The organism is Pseudomonas sp. AS2.8 (assembly GCF_014190935.1).
In the GTDB taxonomy this organism is placed as follows: domain Bacteria; phylum Pseudomonadota; class Gammaproteobacteria; order Pseudomonadales; family Pseudomonadaceae; genus Chryseomonas.
The window spans coordinates 873,010-889,652 of record NZ_JACHVV010000003.1; the positions used below are offsets into that span (position 1 = coordinate 873,010).

Annotated in this window: 14 protein-coding genes; 4 read left to right on the forward strand and 10 right to left on the reverse strand. The window is 65.4% G+C overall.

Annotated features, from left to right (window positions below; all coding sequences use genetic code 11):
* Positions 1-50: 50 nt before the first annotated feature.
* Positions 51-695 (reverse strand): cAMP-activated global transcriptional regulator CRP, encoded by a 645-nt coding sequence (gene crp, locus FHR73_RS16505; protein ID WP_145008655.1) that lies wholly within the window; start codon positions 693-695, stop codon positions 51-53.
* A 209-nt stretch (positions 696-904) separates the two neighbouring features.
* Between crp and FHR73_RS16510 the strand changes: the two genes are divergently transcribed.
* The gene (locus FHR73_RS16510) at positions 905-1,327 is read left to right on the forward strand and encodes an OsmC family protein (protein ID WP_158891526.1); all 423 of its coding nucleotides are present in this window, start codon (positions 905-907) and stop codon (positions 1,325-1,327) included.
* A 265-nt stretch (positions 1,328-1,592) separates the two neighbouring features.
* Positions 1,593-2,387 carry an adenosylmethionine decarboxylase gene (gene speD, locus FHR73_RS16515; protein ID WP_007159721.1) on the forward strand — a complete coding sequence of 265 codons (795 nt, stop codon included), beginning with the start codon at positions 1,593-1,595 and terminating at the stop codon, positions 2,385-2,387.
* A 57-nt stretch (positions 2,388-2,444) separates the two neighbouring features.
* On the opposite strand, the gene FHR73_RS16520 is transcribed toward speD, so the two are convergent.
* The 3 genes from FHR73_RS16520 to FHR73_RS16530 form a co-directional block, all read right to left on the reverse strand.
* On the reverse strand, positions 2,445-3,704 hold the full coding sequence (locus tag FHR73_RS16520; protein WP_183632697.1) for a sodium:proton antiporter: 1,260 nt from the start codon (positions 3,702-3,704) through the stop codon (positions 2,445-2,447).
* 201 nt (positions 3,705-3,905) lie between these two features.
* Positions 3,906-4,097 (reverse strand): hypothetical protein, encoded by a 192-nt coding sequence (locus tag FHR73_RS16525; RefSeq protein ID WP_183632699.1) that lies wholly within the window; start codon positions 4,095-4,097, stop codon positions 3,906-3,908.
* A gap of 87 nt (positions 4,098-4,184) precedes the next feature.
* Complete coding sequence (locus FHR73_RS16530; protein WP_183632700.1) at positions 4,185-7,691, reverse strand: EAL domain-containing protein; 3,507 nt, start codon at positions 7,689-7,691, stop codon at positions 4,185-4,187.
* 366 nt (positions 7,692-8,057) lie between these two features.
* Here FHR73_RS16530 and FHR73_RS16535 point away from each other — a divergent pair, with 366 nt between their 5' ends.
* Positions 8,058-8,417 carry a BON domain-containing protein gene (locus FHR73_RS16535; protein ID WP_017640375.1) on the forward strand — a complete coding sequence of 120 codons (360 nt, stop codon included), beginning with the start codon at positions 8,058-8,060 and terminating at the stop codon, positions 8,415-8,417.
* A gap of 79 nt (positions 8,418-8,496) precedes the next feature.
* A complete protein-coding gene (locus tag FHR73_RS16540; RefSeq protein WP_183632701.1) occupies positions 8,497-8,949 on the forward strand; it encodes a PA2169 family four-helix-bundle protein in 453 nt (150 codons plus the stop codon).
* A 54-nt stretch (positions 8,950-9,003) separates the two neighbouring features.
* On the opposite strand, the gene acs is transcribed toward FHR73_RS16540, so the two are convergent.
* The 6 genes from acs to FHR73_RS16570 form a co-directional block, all read right to left on the reverse strand.
* On the reverse strand, positions 9,004-10,947 hold the full coding sequence (gene acs / locus FHR73_RS16545; RefSeq protein ID WP_183632702.1) for an acetate--CoA ligase: 1,944 nt from the start codon (positions 10,945-10,947) through the stop codon (positions 9,004-9,006).
* Between the two features lie 126 nt (positions 10,948-11,073).
* On the reverse strand, positions 11,074-12,738 hold the full coding sequence (gene pgi, locus FHR73_RS16550; RefSeq protein ID WP_183632703.1) for a glucose-6-phosphate isomerase: 1,665 nt from the start codon (positions 12,736-12,738) through the stop codon (positions 11,074-11,076).
* Positions 12,739-12,919: 181 nt separating this feature from the next.
* Entirely contained in the window at positions 12,920-13,777 is an 858-nt protein-coding gene (gene panC, locus FHR73_RS16555; RefSeq protein ID WP_183632704.1) for a pantoate--beta-alanine ligase, read from the reverse strand.
* A complete protein-coding gene (panB, locus tag FHR73_RS16560; protein WP_133861925.1) occupies positions 13,774-14,574 on the reverse strand; it encodes a 3-methyl-2-oxobutanoate hydroxymethyltransferase in 801 nt (266 codons plus the stop codon). Before panB ends, panC begins: the two co-directional genes overlap by 4 nt.
* A gap of 129 nt (positions 14,575-14,703) precedes the next feature.
* The gene (folK, locus tag FHR73_RS16565; RefSeq protein WP_183632705.1) at positions 14,704-15,207 is read right to left on the reverse strand and encodes a 2-amino-4-hydroxy-6-hydroxymethyldihydropteridine diphosphokinase; all 504 of its coding nucleotides are present in this window, start codon (positions 15,205-15,207) and stop codon (positions 14,704-14,706) included.
* On the reverse strand, positions 15,204-16,595 hold the full coding sequence (locus FHR73_RS16570) for a polynucleotide adenylyltransferase PcnB (RefSeq protein WP_183632706.1): 1,392 nt from the start codon (positions 16,593-16,595) through the stop codon (positions 15,204-15,206). Before FHR73_RS16570 ends, folK begins: the two co-directional genes overlap by 4 nt.
* Positions 16,596-16,643: the final 48 nt, after the last annotated feature.

The following is a 16,643-nucleotide window of genomic DNA, read 5'->3' on the forward strand; positions in this document are numbered from 1 at the left end:
CGGGCGGGGGGAGCGGCCCCCGCCTGCTGGCAGGGGCGTGCCGGGCGGGCTCAGCGGGTGCCGAACACCACCATGGTCTTGCCCTTGACGTGGACCAGACCCTGCTCTTCGAGGGACTTCAGTACGCGACCGACCATCTCGCGGGAGCAACCGACGATGCGGCCGATCTCCTGACGGGTGATCTTGATCTGCATGCCATCCGGGTGGGTCATGGCGTCGGGCTGCTTGCACAGGTCGAGCAGGGTGCGGGCCACGCGACCGGTGACGTCGAGGAAGGCCAGGTCGCCGACCTTGCGGGTGGTCTGGCGCAGGCGCTCGGCCATCTGGCGACCGAGGGAGAACAGCATGTCCGGGTCCTGCTGGCTCAGTTCGCGGAACTGGCCGTAGCTGATCTCGGCGACTTCGCACTCGGTACGGGCACGCACCCAGGCGCTGCGCTCGGGCTCGCTGCCTTCCTTGGAGAACAGCCCCATCTCGCCGAAGAAGTCCCCGGCATTAAGATAGGCGATGATCATTTCGCGGCCTTCATCGTCTTCGATGAGGATGGTCACCGAACCCTTGAGGATGAAGAACAGGCTTTCGCTGTTGTCGCCAGCGTAGATGATGGTGGTTTTTGCCGTGTAGCGGCGACGCGAGCAGTGCGCTAGCAGCTTGTCGATGTGCTGTAACTTCGCGGGTGGGATGATAGCGGCCATGCTGATTCCTGAGGTTGAAAGCTAACCTGAGTCGGGGGCACCGATGTCCGAACCGGTGCATGCACAGGCTGCGCCGGTTCCAATTCAAAGACCGGATAAGAACATGCGCAGCTTAAATGCGAGCTGAATAACCCTTCACTGCGCACCAGTTTACGCCATCCAGCATGTTAAGCTGATCACCATTTGCATATATAAGTAGGACGAGAGCGATGAAAGCGCGCATCCAGTGGGCAGGCGAGGCCATGTTCCTCGGTGAATCCGGCAGCGGCCACGTGGTGGTCATGGACGGCCCGCCGGAAAGCGGTGGTCGCAACCTCGGCGTGCGGCCGATGGAAACCGTGCTGATCGGCCTGGGCGGCTGCGCCAGCTACGACGTGGTCAGCATCCTGCGCAAGGCGCGGCAACCGGTGGAAAGCTGCGAGGCCTTCCTCGAGGCCGACCGCGCCGACACCGAGCCCAAGGTGTTCACCCGTATCCACCTGAAGTTCGTGGTCAAGGGCCGCGGGCTCAAGGAAGCCCAGGTCAAGCGCGCCATCGAGCTGTCGGCGGAAAAGTACTGCTCGGCCTCCATCATGCTCGGTCGGGCCGGCGTCGAGATCACGCACAGCTACGAACTCGTCGAACTCGCCTGATGCGCCTGCAGGCGATGCCCGTGCGGGCGTCGCCTTCCGCTTCACTCCTTCCCGCCGACATCAATTCATCACCTGAGCCCGGCAGACTCTGGCCCCAGCCGCTGCCGATCTGCATAATGCGCCGCTCTTAAGGGGCATGCCCCCGACAAGTACAGCCAATCGCCATCGCGAAGAGGTGTTCGCCGCCCTACGCAGCTTGCGCAATCCGCAACTGACGGGCACTCAGGACCGCGGTCAGAGACCGCACGACGGGAGCTTTACCACCGTGAAAAGCAAACTCAGGCTTCATGGTTTCAACAACCTGACCAAGACCTTGAGCTTCAACATCTACGACATCTGCTACGCCGAGACGTCGGAAGATCAACAGGCCTATGTCCAGTACATCGACGAGGAATACGACGCCGAGCGTCTGACCCAGATCCTGACCGACGTGGTCGATATCATCGGGGCCAACATCCTCAATATCGCCCGCCAGGATTACGATCCCCAGGGCGCCAGCGTGACCATCCTGATCTCCGAGCAACCGGTCGAGCCGACTGAGAGCCAGATCGAGGAGTCGCCCGGTCCGCTGCGCGAGACCATTCTCGGCCACCTGGACAAGAGCCACATCACGGTGCACACCTATCCGGAGATCCATCCGGACGACGGCATCGCCACCTTCCGCGTCGACATCGACGTCTCCACTTGTGGCGTGATCTCCCCGCTCAAGGCCCTGAACTACCTGATCCACCAGTTCGACTCGGACATCGTCACCGTGGACTACCGGGTGCGCGGCTTCACCCGCGACATCGAAGGGCGCAAGCACTTCATCGACCACGAGATCAATTCGATCCAGAACTACCTGTCCGAGGACACCCGCGCGGCCTACCAGATGACCGACGTAAACGTGTACCAGGACAACCTGTTCCACACCAAGATGCTGCTCAAGGAATTCGAACTGGACAACTACCTGTTCGGCGACGCCTCCCGCAGCCTCTCGTCCGAACAGCGCCAGCAGATCACCCAGCGTCTCAAGCACGAGATGCGCGAGATCTTCTCCGGCCGCAATCTGCCGCGCTGATCGCTCGGCTGTTGTGCAGAGAACCCCGCCACGGCGGGGTTCTTGCTTTTCAGGGGTTTAGTGGTGTTCGTCGCGTGCGACCGGGGTGCCACCGGTGACGCTCTTGACCACCCGGCCAATGGTCAGGCCCTGGCCGAGGATGGAAACCAGCACCACGATATAGGTCAGGGCCAGGATCAGATCCCGTTCCGGACCGGCCGGCAGACTCAGCGCCAGGGCCACGGAGACACCGCCGCGCAGGGCGCCCCAGGTGAGGATGCGCGCCGTGCCGCGGGTCATGTTTCGCCAGTGCGGGCTGAGCAGCACCACCGGCGCCACGCTGATCCAGCGTGCGAAGAGGATCGCCAGGGTCACCAGCAGCGCCGCGCCCAGGTGGTTCCAGCTGAAGGGTAATACCAGCAGCTCCATGCCGATCAGGGCGAACAGCAGGGCGTTGAGGATCTCGTCGATCAACTCCCAGAAGCCGTCCAGATAACGCCGGGTGAAGTCGTTCATCGCCTTGGTTCGCCCCAGGTTGCCGATGATCAGGCCGGCCACCACCATGGCGATGGGACCCGAGACGTGCAGGTGGCTGGCCAGGGTCGAGCCGCCGATCACCAGGGCCAGCGACAGCATCACCTCGATCTGGTGCTGCTCGATGCTCAGCATCATCCAATAGCAGACGAAGCCGATCAGCAGGCCGAACAGGATGCCGCCGCCCGCTTCCTCCAGGAACAGCCAGAGCGCCGCGTTGACCGTCGGCGCCTCGCCCAGCTGGATCACCCCCAGCAGCACCGAATAGACCACCACGGCCACGCCGTCATTGAACAGCGCCTCGCCGACGATGGTGGTTTCCAACGACTTGGGCGCGCCGGCCGAGCGCAGGATGCCGAGTACGGCGATGGGATCGGTCGGGGAGATCAGGGCGCCGAAGATCAGGCAGTAGAGAATGTCGACGTGCCAGCCCAGCCAACCGAAGATCCAGTGGCTGAGATAGCCGATCAGCACCGTCGAGATGATCACCCCGAGGGTCGCCAGGCCGCCGATGGCCCACCTGTAGTCGCGCAGGTCCTTGAGATTGACGTGCAGGGCGCCGGCGAACAGCAGGAAGCCGAGCATCCAGTTCATCAGCAGGTCGTTGAAGTCGATCTGCCCGAGCAATTCGCCGATGCGGTGTTCCAGACCGGGAAAGCCCAGCCAGGACAGACTCTGCAGGCCGACCGAGAAGATCAGCGCGATGACCATGACGCCGATGGTCGGTGGCAAGCCGACGAAGCGATAATTGAGGTAGGTGAGCAGCGAGGTGAAGCAGATGAAGGCAGCAGCGAGTTCGAGCATGGGCGTTCCAGATCCATCAGACAGCGAGCCCCTGCGAACGCAGGGCCTAGGGGTAGGATGGGGCGGACGCCGCAAAAGTTACATTTTCGATAGCTGGCTAGCCAATCGTCCGCGCAGGAACAGCCGTGAACCGCCCTGGGCTGCCGCTGCGCGGGCGGTGCCAGGGCGATCCGGAAGACGGACGGTTAGGCGGCTGCCGGCCTAGAGCGGTGCGGCCATGCCCGTGGTCGCCTCGCGCAGCGGCAACGCATGGGGCGCGGCGATGCGCGCCTCCAGCGTGGCCACGTAGCTGCGGGCGTCGGCTTCGCTGAGAAAGGTGATGGCCTGCTTGTCGATGCAGACCTGCCAGGCACTGGTGGTGGACTTGCGCAGGGGGCGAACCACGATCTTCATGCTGAAACCCTCGGGGACAGACGAAAAGTGGAAACCCGAGTCTAGAGCGGTTTTGATTGCAGAACAGTGACACTCGTCGGCCGGGCGCTAGGCGCGCGCCTTCTGCCGTTCGGCATACCAGGCCTCGAACTCTTCCGGCGGCAGCGGCGGACTGAACAGGAAGCCCTGGCATTGCTGGCAGCCCAGCTTGCGCAGGATGTCCCACTGCTCGGTGGTTTCCACCCCTTCGGCCAGGACGTCCAGATCCAGCCCCTGGCCGAGGGCGACGATGGCCGCGGCGATCGCCTGGCTGCTGTGGGTGCCGCTGTCGCTGCGCAATTCGTGCATGAAGCTCTGGTCGATCTTGAGCTTGTCCAGCGGGAAGCGCCGCAGGTAGGCCAGCGAGGAATAGCCGGTGCCGAAGTCGTCCACCGCGATGCGCACCCCCAGGGTCTTGAGGGTGGCCAGGGACAGCAGTGCCTCCTCGACATTGTCCATCAGCGTGCCTTCGGTGATCTCCAGTTCCAGCTTCTCGGCCGGCAGGCGACTGCGCGCCAGGGCGCGGGAAATGGTGCTGGCCAGATCGCGCTTGGCGAATTGCCGGGGCGAGATGTTGATCGCCAGGGTTTCCAGTTCCAGTCCCTGGGCAAGCCAGCTGTGCATCTGCTGGCAGGCGGTCTCGATGATCCAGTCCCCCAGCGGCACGATGAGTCCGGTCTCTTCGGCCAGCGGAATGAATTCGGTGGGCGGGATGAGTCCTAGCTCCGGATCGCGCCAGCGCACCAGGGCTTCCACGCCAAGGGTCTGGGCCGTGCTGACGCTCATCAGCGGCTGGTAGTAGAGGACGAAATCACCGCGCTTGAGCGCCGTGCGCAGCCGCGATTCCAGATTCAGCCGTCGCCGCGACTGTTCGGTGAGGGCCTGGGTATAGAAGCGGAAGGTGTCGCGACCCTGGTCCTTGGCCTGGTGCATGGCGGTGTCGGCATTGCGGATGAGGTCATCGGCGGTGGCGCCATCGTCGGGAAAGAGGCTGATGCCGATGCTGGCGTTGAGATAGATGTCGTGCTCGCCGAGATGGAAGGGCTGCTCCAGCTTGCCGAGCATGGCCTGGGCGATCTGGGCGGCGAATTCGGGCCGGTCTAGCCGCTCGATGATGACCAAGTACTCGTCGCCACCGATGCGCGCCAGGGTGATGTCTTCGCTGAGCAAGGCGCGCAGGCGGGCGGCGAATTCCACCAGCAGTTCGTCACCCAGGGCATGGCCATGGCTCTCGTTGACCGTGCGGAAGTGATCGAAGTCGAGGATCAGCACGGCGACCAGGTATTCCTGGGGCTCGGCCAGGGCCAGGGCGTGTTCCAGATGGGTGCGCGCCAGCAGGCGATTGGGCAGGTCGGTCAGGGGATCGTGATGCGCCAGGTGACTCAGGCGCGCCTCGCTTTCCCGCAGGCGTGTGGTATCGCTGACGGTGACCGTGTATTGCCGGGTTTCCCGGGGGTAGAGGGTATCGATGGTGGTCCAGGCCGGAAAGGTATTGCCGTCGAGGCGCGGCCAGAGTAGTTCGCCCTCCCAGCGACCCTCGCGGCGCACCGTGCGCCAGAGCTCGCGATAGAAGCGCTGGTCCTGGCGACCGCCGCCAGGCAATCCCAGGCGCTGGCCGAGCAGGGTGCCTTCATGGGCGCCCAGCAGGCGGGCGAAGGCCGGATTCACCGCCAGTATCCAGCGGCGCTCGTCGAGCAGCAGCAGGCCGTCGCGACTGTTCTGGAACATCGCCGCGGCCTGGCGCAGGCTCTCTTCCTGCTGCTTGCGCAGGGTGATGTCCTGGGCGGTGCTGATGAAGTACTGGGGCACCCCCTGGTCGTCGCGGATCAGGCGGGTGGTGACGTTGGCCCAGACCGGCTGGCCATTGCGATGCAGATAGCGTTTTTCCAGGGTGTAGCGGTCCTGGCCGGTGTCGACCAGTTGTTTGCGCAGGGTGGCGCCCAGGGCGCGCTCGTCTGGATGGGTCACCGAGGCGGTGTCCTTCTGCAGCAATTCCGGTTGCGAGTAGCCGAGCATCTGGCAGAAGTGGTGGTTGGCGCTCAGCCAGCGACCCTCCAGGTCACTGAGCATGATGCCGGTGTAAGCCTGCTCGAAGATGCCACGGTAACGCGCCTCGCTCGCGCGCTGCGCCTGGACCACGCGCTGTTGCCGGATGGCCAGCACCGCCAGGCGGGTGAATTCGGTGATCAGCGCCTGGGTTTCCGTCTCGGGCAGCCGCGCCTCCCCGTAGTAGATGCCCAGGGCGCCCACGGCGCGCTGCTGCTCGTCCTGCAGGGGCAGGGCCCAGGCGCCACGAATGCCTGCCGCCTGGGTGGCCGGGAGCAGCGGCTGCCAGGCCGGATCCAGTTCGACGTCGATGGTGAACACCGGGGCGTTGGTGGTGACGGCACTGCAGCAGCCCTGGTCGTGGCGGCTGCGCGGCACGCCCTCCAGCGCCGCCTGGAAGGCGGGCGGCAGGCTCGGCGCGGCGGCGACCCGCAGATGCTCGCCCTGGTCGTCCAGCAACAGGGCGACGCGCATCTCCGGATAGATCCGCTCCAGCCGCAGCGCGATGCCCTGCTGGATCTCCGCCAGCGGCAGGCCGGTGAGCAGGTCGTCGAGGACGTCGCTGCGGGCCTGTTGCAGCTGCTGCGCCTGGTAGTCGTGATGGATGTCGGTGAGGGTGCCTTGGATCTCGCCATCGAGACCGGCGCGCAGCTCCATTTGCATCCAGCGATGGCTTTCCACCGACAGGCGCAGCCGTACCACGCCATTCCAGTGCAGGCGCTGACCGGCGGCGAAATCGGCCACCAGCTGGCGCAGGCGGGCACCGTCCTGGGGATGGAAGGCCTGATCCAGGGGATGGTTGAGTTGCTGGGCGGCGGGTTGCCCGGTCAGGGCTTCCCAGGCTGGATTGAGAAACTGCCAGCGGCCACGGTGATCGCTGGCGAAGACCACCAGCGGCAGGTGCTGGACCAGTTCGCGATAGCGTCTCTGGCTGTCCTGCAGCGCCTGCTCGGCCAGCTTGTGGCTGGTGATGTCGACCAGGGCGCCGCGGGTGGTGCCCGCTTCGTCGAAGTCGCTTTGCCAGTTGAGCCAGCGCCAACTGCCCTGGCCATCGGCGAAATGCGCGGAGAAATTCAGCGGGCCCTGCATGTGCTGCAGGCGCTCGAGCATGCTGTGCACATGATCGCGGTCATCGACGCGGGCGCAGGCTGCGATGGTGGCGAAGTCCAGCGGATCGCTGCCCTTGGGCTGGTGCAGCATCACCAGGGTGCGGTCGGAGCAGAGTAGGCGGCCATCGGACGTAAGCTGCCAGTCGCCGGTGTTGGTCAGGCGCTGGACGAAATCCTGGGTGGCGCGCTGGTTCTGCAGTTCGTCGATGAAGCCTTCGCGATAGCTGGCCTGGCGCCGCAGCAATCCATAGAGCACCAGCGACAGCAAGCTCATGAAGGCCAGGCCCTTCAGGGTGTGCCACAGATGGACACTGTCCTGATCGCTGAGCAGCAGATACAGCAGCCCGTCGCTGCCGATCACCCAGAGGGCGCTCAGCAGCAGATAAACCAGGGCAATGCGCGCAGGAGAGAGAGGCCGCATGCCGGATCCTCAAGGCCCGATCGCAGGTGTCGGGTTCAATTGGGTTTTGACCGGATAAAGGGATGGCAGTTCTGGCCTGGTCACGTGGAAATCTTTTTCATCAGTCCGACTTTATCAGGCGGGGTGCCCTGGCAGGCACCCTTCCCGGTCCAGGCTCAAGAGTCGTCTGACCTCGTGCAAATTACCAGGCCTATCCACCGTCCAATTGCATTTTGCCCGCTTCCTGCCTACGCCTTTTTTATATAAGTCATTGATTAATAACGTCTTTAACAAGTCTTGGAATTCGGCGCGGCCGTTGCGCTCTACATCTAGGTCGCTGCTACCAGGACCTGGCGCAGTACAACCAAGGAAAACAGGAGTCATCTCATGAAAAAGACTTTCGGTACTTTTGCCCTCGCTGCCGTTACCGCTTCCGTACTGAGCCTGCCGCTGGCCGGCGGTGCCTTTGCTGCCACCAGCCAGAATATGACCCTGGCCGCCAACAACACCATGGACAAGACCGAAGAAGCCGCATCCGATACCTGGATCACCAGCAAGGTGAAGGCGTCCTTCCTGGCCGACGAACACATCAAGGGCACCTCGATCAAGGTCGAGACCAACAAGGGTGTCGTGTCCCTGTCCGGCACCGTGGCGACCGAAGCCCAGCGCGACCTGGCGATCAAGGAAGCCAAGGCCATCAAGGGCGTCAAGGCCGTATCGGCTGACGCGCTGAAAGCCGCTCAGTAAGAACGCTCGGTACACCCGGCACGATGGCGGCGCCGCTCGCTGCCATCACCCCCCCTTTCCTTCGCCCCGGAGAACTGCCATGACCAACACGACCGAAACCCTCAACGATCTGATCGAGATCGCCCGTGACGGCAAGAATTTCTACGAGCACGCCCTCACCGAAGTGAAGAACCCCGAATTGAAGGCCCTGTTTACCGAGATCGCCCAGAGCAAGGCCGAGATCATCAGCGCCCTGAGCAGCCAGGTATCGGCCGCGGGTGAGAAGCCCGCCGAGCAAGGCACCTTCGCCGGCAGCTTCCGCAAGTACTACACCGACGTCAAAACCTCCTTTTCCAGCAAGGAAAAGGAAGAAGTCACCTACGTCAGCGAGCTGGAAGAGCAGGAAGACCGCCTGCTGCACGCGCTGGAGCGTGCCGTCAACGAACACGCCACCCCGGATGCCCAGGCCAACCTGCGCAGCCAACTGGAAAAGGCCCGTGCGACCCATGATCGCATGCGTGACCTGAAGCACCGCATGCAAGCCGCCCACTAAGGCTGCGCGCAGAAAAAAGCCCCGCCTAGGCGGGGCTTTTGTTTGGGCCACCGTTCAGGCCTGGGGCGCGCGATTGAGGCGAGCGTCGATCAGGCTGTCGACCACCGACGGATCGGCCAGCGTCGAGGTATCGCCCAGACTGTCCAGCTCGTCGCAGGCGATCTTGCGCAGGATGCGTCTCATGATCTTGCCGGAACGGGTCTTGGGCAGGGCAGGTGCCCACTGCAGGAATTCCGGCTTGGCGAAGCTGCCGATCTCGTCGGCCACCTGCTGGCGCAGGCGGGCCTTGAGCTCGTCGCTCGGCGTTACTCCACCCTTGGTGGTGACGAAGGCATAGACCGCCTGACCCTTGACCTCGTGGGGGCAGCCGACCACGGCGGCCTCGGCCACGTCCGCATGCTCGGTCAGCACGCTCTCCACCTCGGCGGTGCCGATGCGATGACCGGAGACATTGAGCACGTCGTCCACCCGTCCGGTGATCCAGTAGTAGCCGTCTTCGTCCCGGCGTGCTCCGTCGCCGGTGAAGTAGTAACCCGGGTAGGCACTGAAATAGGTGTCGATCAGGCGCTGGTGGTCGCCATAGACGGTACGGATCTGGCTTGGCCAGCTGGACTTGATCGCCAGTACGCCGCTGCCGGGCCCCTCGATTTCCTTGCCCTGTTCGTCCAGCAGCACCGGCTGGACGCCAAAGAAGGGCAGGGTGGCCGAGCCGGGTTTCAGCGCCAGGGCGCCGGGTGGCGGAGCGATGAGGATGCTGCCGGTCTCGGTCTGCCACCAGGTGTCGACGATGGGGCAACGCCCTTCGCCCACCACCCGGTGATACCACTCCCAGGCCTCGGGGTTGATCGGCTCGCCGACACTGCCCAGCAGTTGCAGGCTCTGGCGCGAGGTGCGCTGCACCGGGCCGTCGCCTTCGCGCATCAGGGCGCGCAGGGCGGTGGGGGCGGTATAGAAGATGTTGACCTGGTGCTTGTCCACCACCTGCCAGAGGCGACTGGCATCGGGATAGCTCGGTACCCCTTCGAACATCAGGGTGGTGGCACCATTGGCCAGGGGGCCGTAGACGATGTAGCTGTGGCCGGTGACCCAGCCGACATCGGCAGTGCACCAGAAGACCTGGCCCTCGTGATAGTCGAACAGGTACTTGAAGCTCAGGGTGGCGCCCAGCAGGTAGCCGCCGGTGGTGTGCAGTACGCCCTTGGGTTTGCCGGTGGAGCCGGAGGTGTAGAGGATGAACAGCGGATCCTCGGCGTCCATGGGCTCCGCCGGGCAATCGGGCGAAGCCGCGGCCACCGCCTGGGCGTAGGGCAGGTCGCGCCCCTCCTGGCGGGCCACGGCGGCGCCGGTGCGTTCGACCATGACCACGGTGTGGACGTCCGGGCACTTGGCCAGGGCCTTGTCGACATTGGCCTTGAGCGGGACGCGCTTGCCGCCGCGCACACCCTCGTCGGCGGTGATCACCACCCGGCAGTCGGAATCGAGGATGCGGTCGCGCAGCGCCTCGGGCGAGAAGCCGCCGAACACCACCGAATGCACGGCGCCGATGCGGGCGCAGGCGAGCATGGCGTAGGCCGCCTCGGGGATCATCGGCAGATAGAGGCAGACGCGGTCGCCCTTCCTGACCCCGCGATCCTTGAGCACATTGGCCAGGCGGCTGACGTGCTCGTGCAACTGGCGATAGCTGATGGCCTGGCTGTCGGCGGGATCGTCGCCTTCCCAGAGGATGGCGGTCTGCTCGGCCCGGGCACCCAGGTGACGATCGATGCAGTTGTAGGCGACGTTGAGCTGGCCACCGCTGAACCAGCGGGTCTGGCCCTTGCGCAGGTCGCCGCTATGGACCTCGTCCCAGGTGCGCGACCAGTCGAGCAGGGCGCTGGCCTGTTCGCTCCAGAAGCGCTCCGGCTGTTCCACCGAGCGCTGGTAGAGCTCGCGATAACGGGCTTCGTCGAGGTGGGTGCGGGCACTCAGGCTCTCGGGCACGGGATAGCGTTGGCTCATGGCCGGCTCCTTCTTGGTGTTGTTGTGCTCCCAGTTTAGGCCGCGGATGGCCTGCCGGGGTTCAGCGAGGCGATAAAACGAAAAAAGCGCCGCAGAGCGGCGCCTTTCCGAGCGGACCTTGGTCGATCAGCCGCGGTGACGACCGCGGAAGTAATCGATCAGGCCCTGGGTCGAACCATCGTCGGCCTTGCCTTCGCTGCGGCCGATGATGTGCTGGTAGACGTCCTTGCCCAGCTCCTTGCCCAGCTCGACGCCCCACTGGTCGAAGCAGTTGATGCCCCAGATGACGCTCTGCACGAACACCTTGTGCTCGTACAGGGCCACCAGCGCACCCAGGCGCCGCGGCGAGATGCGCTCCAGCACCAGGGTGTTGCTCGGGCGGTTGCCCGGGATCACCTTGTGCGGCGCAAGCTTGGCGATCTCGGCTTCGCCCAGGCCCTTCTCGCGCAGCTCGACCTCGGCTTCTTCGCGGGTCTTGCCCAGCATCAGCGCCTGGCTCTGCGACAGGCAGTTGGCATACAGCCACTGCTGGTGATCGGCCACCGGGTTGTGGCTCACCACCGGCACGATGAAGTCGCCGGGAATCAGCTGGGTGCCCTGGTGCAGCAGCTGGTGGTAGGCGTGCTGACCGTTGCAGCCGACGCCACCCCAGATCACCGGACCGGTCTCGACGCTGACCGGCGAGCCGTCCTGACGCACGCTCTTGCCGTTGGACTCCATGTCCAGCTGCTGCAGGTGCTTCACGAAGTTACGCAGGTGGTGGTCGTAGGGCAGGATGGCGTGACTGGTCGCGCCCCAGAAATTGCCGTACCAGACCCCAAGCAGGCCCAGCAGCACCGGCATGTTCTCTTCGAAGGGGGCGCTGGTGAAGTGCTGGTCCATGGCATAGGCGCCGGCCAGCAGGTCCTTGAAGTTGGACATGCCGATGGCCAGGGCGATGGGCAGGCCGATGGCCGACCACAGCGAATAGCGGCCGCCGACCCAGTCCCACATCGGGAAGATGTTTTCTTCGGCGATGCCGAATTCCACCGCCACCTTGACGTTGCTGGAGACGGCGATGAAGTGCTTGTGCAGCTCCGGCTCCGGGCAGCCCTGGGCCAGGCACCAGGCGCGGGCGGCCTGGGCGTTCTTCAGGGTCTCCAGGGTACCGAAGGACTTGGAGGAGACGATGAACAGGGTGGTATCGGCGGCGAGCTTGGAGGTCACCTCGCGGAATTCGCTGCCGTCGATGTTGGCCAGGTAGTGGCAACGCACGCCGCGCTGGGTGAAGGGCACCAGTGCCTCGGAGACCAGCTGCGGACCGAGGAAGGAGCCACCGATGCCGATGTTGACCACGTCGGTGATCGGCTTCTCGGTGTAGCCGCGCCAGAGGCCGTTGTGGATGCGGGTGACCAGCTGGGTCATCTGGTTCAGGACCCGGTGCACCTCGGGCATGATGTCCTGGCCGTCGATCTGGACGCTATCGCCCACCGGGCGGCGCAGGGCGGTGTGCAGGGCGGGGCGGTGTTCGGAGGAGTTGACGTAGGCGCCGTCGAACAGGGTGTGGATGGCCCCTTCCAGACCCGCTTCACGGGCCAGGTTTACCAGCAGGTCGCGGGTCTGCTCGGTGATGAGGTTCTTGGAGTAGTCGAGGAACAGACCGCTGGTGTTCAGGGAGAACTGCGAGAAGCGCTGCGGATCGGCAGCGAAGGCATCGCGCATGCGGAAATTCTGCATGGCCTTGCGGTGTTCCTGCAGGGCTTTCCAGGAGGCGAGCTGGGTCACGTCGAGGGGGTGTTGATAGTACTCCATGGCTAGGCTTTTCCTTGGTGGCTCTTGTTTGCTGTTGTGCCCCACAAGCCGCTGGCTTGCAAGAGAAAGTCGGTGACCGCGAGACGCCGGTCTTGGCGCCGCGCTTCGAGCATGAAAAAGCCCGGTATGTTCCGGGCTTCCAGGGTTCAGACAGGGTCGGGTGAGCTAACCTTCGGTTGCGTCACACTCGGGCCCTGCGGCGAAAGCTCAGGTTGTCGATCAGCCGGGTCTGGCCGAGGTAGGCCGCTACCAGCAGGACCAGCGCAGCGGTGTCCGGCCCGGCCGGTTGCAGACTCAGCTGCTCGCGCAGTTCCAGGTAGTCCACCTTAAGCCCCTGAGCTTGCAATTCGGCGACACCGGCGGCCAGGGTCGGCTCGACCGCGGCGCCAGCGGCGAGTTGATCGGCGAGTCGCCTGAGCAGGCTGTACAGGCAGGGCGCACTGGCGCGCTGACCGTCGTCGAGATAGCCATTGCGTGACGACAACGCCAGGCCGTCGGTGGCCCGCACCGTGGGCTGGGCGACGATCTCGATGGGCATGTCGAGATCCTGGACCAGCTTGCGGATCACCGCCAGCTGCTGATAGTCCTTTTCGCCAAAGACCGCCACGTCCGGTTGCGCCATCTGGAACAGCTTGGTGACCACCGTCGCCACGCCTTCGAAATGCCCGGGCCGGCGTGCGCCGCAGAGGCCTTCCGACACCTGGGGGACGCTCACCCGGGTCAGGCCGTCCATGCCGCTGGGATACATCTCGGCCACCGCCGGTGCGAACAGCAGGTCGCAATGGGCCTCGTGCAGCTGGCGGCTGTCTTCGGCCAGGGTGCGGGGATAGGTGTCCAGATCCTCGCCGGGGCCGAACTGCAGCGGATTGACGAAGATGCTCGCCACCACGAAGTCGGCGTGGCGCCGGGCAGTGTCCACCAGGGCGATATGGCCGGCGTGCAGATTGCCCATGGTGGGCACCAGGCCGATACGCAAGCCCTGGCGGCGCGCGGCGACGACGGCGGCGCGCAATTCGCGGACGCTATGGACCGTTTTCATGCGGAGAATCCGTGTTCGGGAGCAGGAAAGCTGCCGTTCTTGACGGCGGCGACGTAGGCCGCCAGGGCAGCCTGGATGCTGTCCTGACCGGCCATGAAGTTACGCACGAATTTCGGTGTGCGCCCGCGCAGGGCCAGGCCGAGCATGTCGTGCAGTACCAGCACCTGGCCATCGGTGGCGGCACCGGCGCCGATGCCGATCACCGGCACCCGGGCGGCCCGGGTGATTTCTTCGGCCAGCGCCGAGGGCACGCATTCCAGCAGCAGCATGGCCGCGCCGGCTTCTTCCAGCTCACGCGCCGCCTCGCGCAGTTGCTGCGCCCGGAGCGGATCGCGGCCCTGTACCTTGAAGCCGCCGAAGACATTGACCGACTGGGGCGTCAGGCCCAGGTGGGCGCAGACCGGCACGCCATTGGCGGCCAGACGGCGAATCGGCTCGGCCAGCCAGGCATCGCCCTCGAGCTTGACCATCTGCGCGCCCGCCTGCATCAGGCGACCGGCGCTGGTCAGGGTCTGCTCCAGGGTGGCATAGGTCATGAACGACAGGTCGGCGACGATGAAGGCACCCGCGTGGCCGCGCTTGACGCAGGCGGTATGGTAGACCATGTCGTCGAGGGTCACCGGCAGGGTGCTGTCGTGACCCTGCAGCACCATGCCGAGGGAATCGCCGATCAGCAGCATCTCCACGCCGGCCTGACTGGCGGCCTGGGCGAAGGTGGCATCGTAGGCGGTCAGCATGGCGATCTTTTCGCCGCGCTGCTTGAGCCCCTGAAGGGTCGTGAGGCTGATATCAGGCATGCAAGGGGTCCTCGTGGGACGGCGCTATGGTTGTTGTCTGGGCGCCGCGGGCGCGGGGTGGCCGCGCGCAAACGGCTGCTATAGTCCCGGCGCGTCCGGCACAAGTCAATGCTCGGTGTTACGGCTGTGTTACCGGCTGGGTGACGACGGTAGCAGCCGTTCCAGGCCTTCGAAAGGGCAGGCGGACAGCAGGTCCGGCAAGCGGCGGCCGTCGGGCAGGTGCAGCGCGGGGGCCAGCTCGGCCAGCGGATAAAGAACGAAGGCGCGGGCCTGGAGGTGATAGTGCGGCACCTGCAGGCGCGGCTCGTCGATCAACCGTTCGCCGAACAGCAGGATGTCGATGTCCAGGGTGCGCGGACCCCAGCGTTCGTCCTTGCGCACGCGGCCCTGCTGCTGCTCGATGGCCTGGGTGGCGTCGAGCAGCGCCAGCGGGGCGAGGGTGGTATCCAGCGCGGCGACGGCATTGACGTAGCGCGGCTGGTCGGGCGGCCCCAGGGGATCGCTGGCATAGAAGGCGGAGACTGCCACCAGCTGACTCTCGGGCAGGCTGGCCAGGGCCTCCAGGGCCGCGTCCAGCTGCTGCCGCGGCTCGGCCAGGTTGCTGCCCAGGCCGAGATAGACCCGTTCCATCATTCGTCGCCGGCGGTGGGCGCATCCGAGGTGCGCCGCTTGCGATTGCTGCCGCCACGGCGGCGTCGCTTGGCCGGTGCGCCTTCGTCCCGGCTGAGATTCTTGATCATCTCGCGCCGCTGGCTGTCACCGACCTCCTGGTAGCGCGTCCACCAGTCGCCCAGGCCGCCGGTCTCCTCGCCCGCGCTCTCGCGCAGCAGCAGGAAGTCGTAGCCGGCACGGAAGCGTGGATTTTCCAGCAGTTGATCGGCGCGCTTGCCCTGGCGGCGTGGCAGGCGTTCCTGCATGTCCCAGATCTCGCGCATCGGCAGGGTGAAGCGCTTGGGGACGGCGGTGCGCTGGCACTGCTGCAGGGTAAGGTCGTGGGCGGCTTCCTGCATGGCTGGAATCGGTGCCAGGCCGAGCTCTTGGTGATGACGGACGCGCTCGGGCAGCGCCGGCCAGAGTAGCGCGGCGAACAGGAAGGCCGGAGTGACCGGCTTGCCTTCACGGATGCGGGTATCGGTATTGGCCAGGGCCTGGCGGATCAGGCTGCCGGCGTATTCCGGGTCGCGTTCCAGGGCTTCGCCACTGGCCGGGAACAGCGGGGCGAACAGGCCGTACTGGCAGAGCAGCTCGAAGGTGCGTTCGGCCTTTCCGCCGAGCAGCAGCTTGATGACCTCGTCGAACAGCCGCGGTGCGGGAATGTCACGCAGCAGCGGCGCCAGGCGACTGATGGGCTCGGCGGTGGCGGTCTCGATCTGGAAGTCCAGCTTGGCGGCGAAGCGCACGGCGCGCAGCATCCGTACCGGATCTTCCAGGTAGCGCTGCTCCGGGTCACCGATCAGGCGGATCTGCCGCAGGCGGATGTCCTGGGTGCCATTGGCGTAGTCGAGGATGCGCTCGCCACTGGCGTCGTAGTAGAGCGCGTTGATAGTGAAGTCGCGCCGCTGGGCATCCTGTTCCTGGTTGCCATAGATGTTGTCGCGCAGGATCCGCCCGCTTTCATGGCGCGAGCCCTGGGCCTCGTCCTCGGCATCGCCGGTGGGATGGTTGGCGCGGAAGGTCGCGACCTCGATGATCTCGCGGCCGAAATGCACGTGGACCAGCTTGAAACGGCGGCCGATGACCCGTGCATTGCGGAATTCGGCCCGCACCTGTTCGGGCGTGGCACTGGTGGCGACATCGAAGTCCTTGGGCTCGAAGCCCAGTAGCAGGTCCCGGACGCAACCGCCCACCAGGTAGGCCTGATAACCCGCCTTTTCCAGCCGCTCGACGACGCTCAGGGCGTAGCGGCTGATGCGCTCTCGTTCCAGAGCATGCTGACTGCGGGGCAGTTCGATGGGCAAGGCAGGCGCGGGCGGAGTACGCCGCAGGGGCGAGCGCAGAGTCTGGATCAGCTTCTTCAGCATGCGAGTTTCTGTTCGGAGAGACGGCTATACGCAATCTGGCCCACAGTG

Bases quoted from the DNA above. Each gene is read 5' to 3' on its own strand.
- crp (WP_145008655.1), bottom strand. From the start codon at position 695: ATGGCCGCTATCATCCCACCCGCGAAGTTACAGCACATCGACAAGCTG.
- FHR73_RS16510 (WP_158891526.1), top strand. From the start codon at position 905: ATGAAAGCGCGCATCCAGTGGGCAGGCGAGGCCATGTTCCTCGGTGAA.
- FHR73_RS16520 (WP_183632697.1), bottom strand. From the start codon at position 3,704: ATGCTCGAACTCGCTGCTGCCTTCATCTGCTTCACCTCGCTGCTCACC.
- FHR73_RS16525 (WP_183632699.1), bottom strand. From the start codon at position 4,097: ATGAAGATCGTGGTTCGCCCCCTGCGCAAGTCCACCACCAGTGCCTGG.
- FHR73_RS16530 (WP_183632700.1), bottom strand. From the start codon at position 7,691: ATGCGGCCTCTCTCTCCTGCGCGCATTGCCCTGGTTTATCTGCTGCTG.
- FHR73_RS16535 (WP_017640375.1), top strand. From the start codon at position 8,058: ATGAAAAAGACTTTCGGTACTTTTGCCCTCGCTGCCGTTACCGCTTCC.
- FHR73_RS16540 (WP_183632701.1), top strand. From the start codon at position 8,497: ATGACCAACACGACCGAAACCCTCAACGATCTGATCGAGATCGCCCGT.
- acs (WP_183632702.1), bottom strand. From the start codon at position 10,947: ATGAGCCAACGCTATCCCGTGCCCGAGAGCCTGAGTGCCCGCACCCAC.
- pgi (WP_183632703.1), bottom strand. From the start codon at position 12,738: ATGGAGTACTATCAACACCCCCTCGACGTGACCCAGCTCGCCTCCTGG.
- panC (WP_183632704.1), bottom strand. From the start codon at position 13,777: ATGAAAACGGTCCATAGCGTCCGCGAATTGCGCGCCGCCGTCGTCGCC.
- panB (WP_133861925.1), bottom strand. From the start codon at position 14,574: ATGCCTGATATCAGCCTCACGACCCTTCAGGGGCTCAAGCAGCGCGGC.
- folK (WP_183632705.1), bottom strand. From the start codon at position 15,207: ATGATGGAACGGGTCTATCTCGGCCTGGGCAGCAACCTGGCCGAGCCG.
- FHR73_RS16570 (WP_183632706.1), bottom strand. From the start codon at position 16,595: ATGCTGAAGAAGCTGATCCAGACTCTGCGCTCGCCCCTGCGGCGTACT.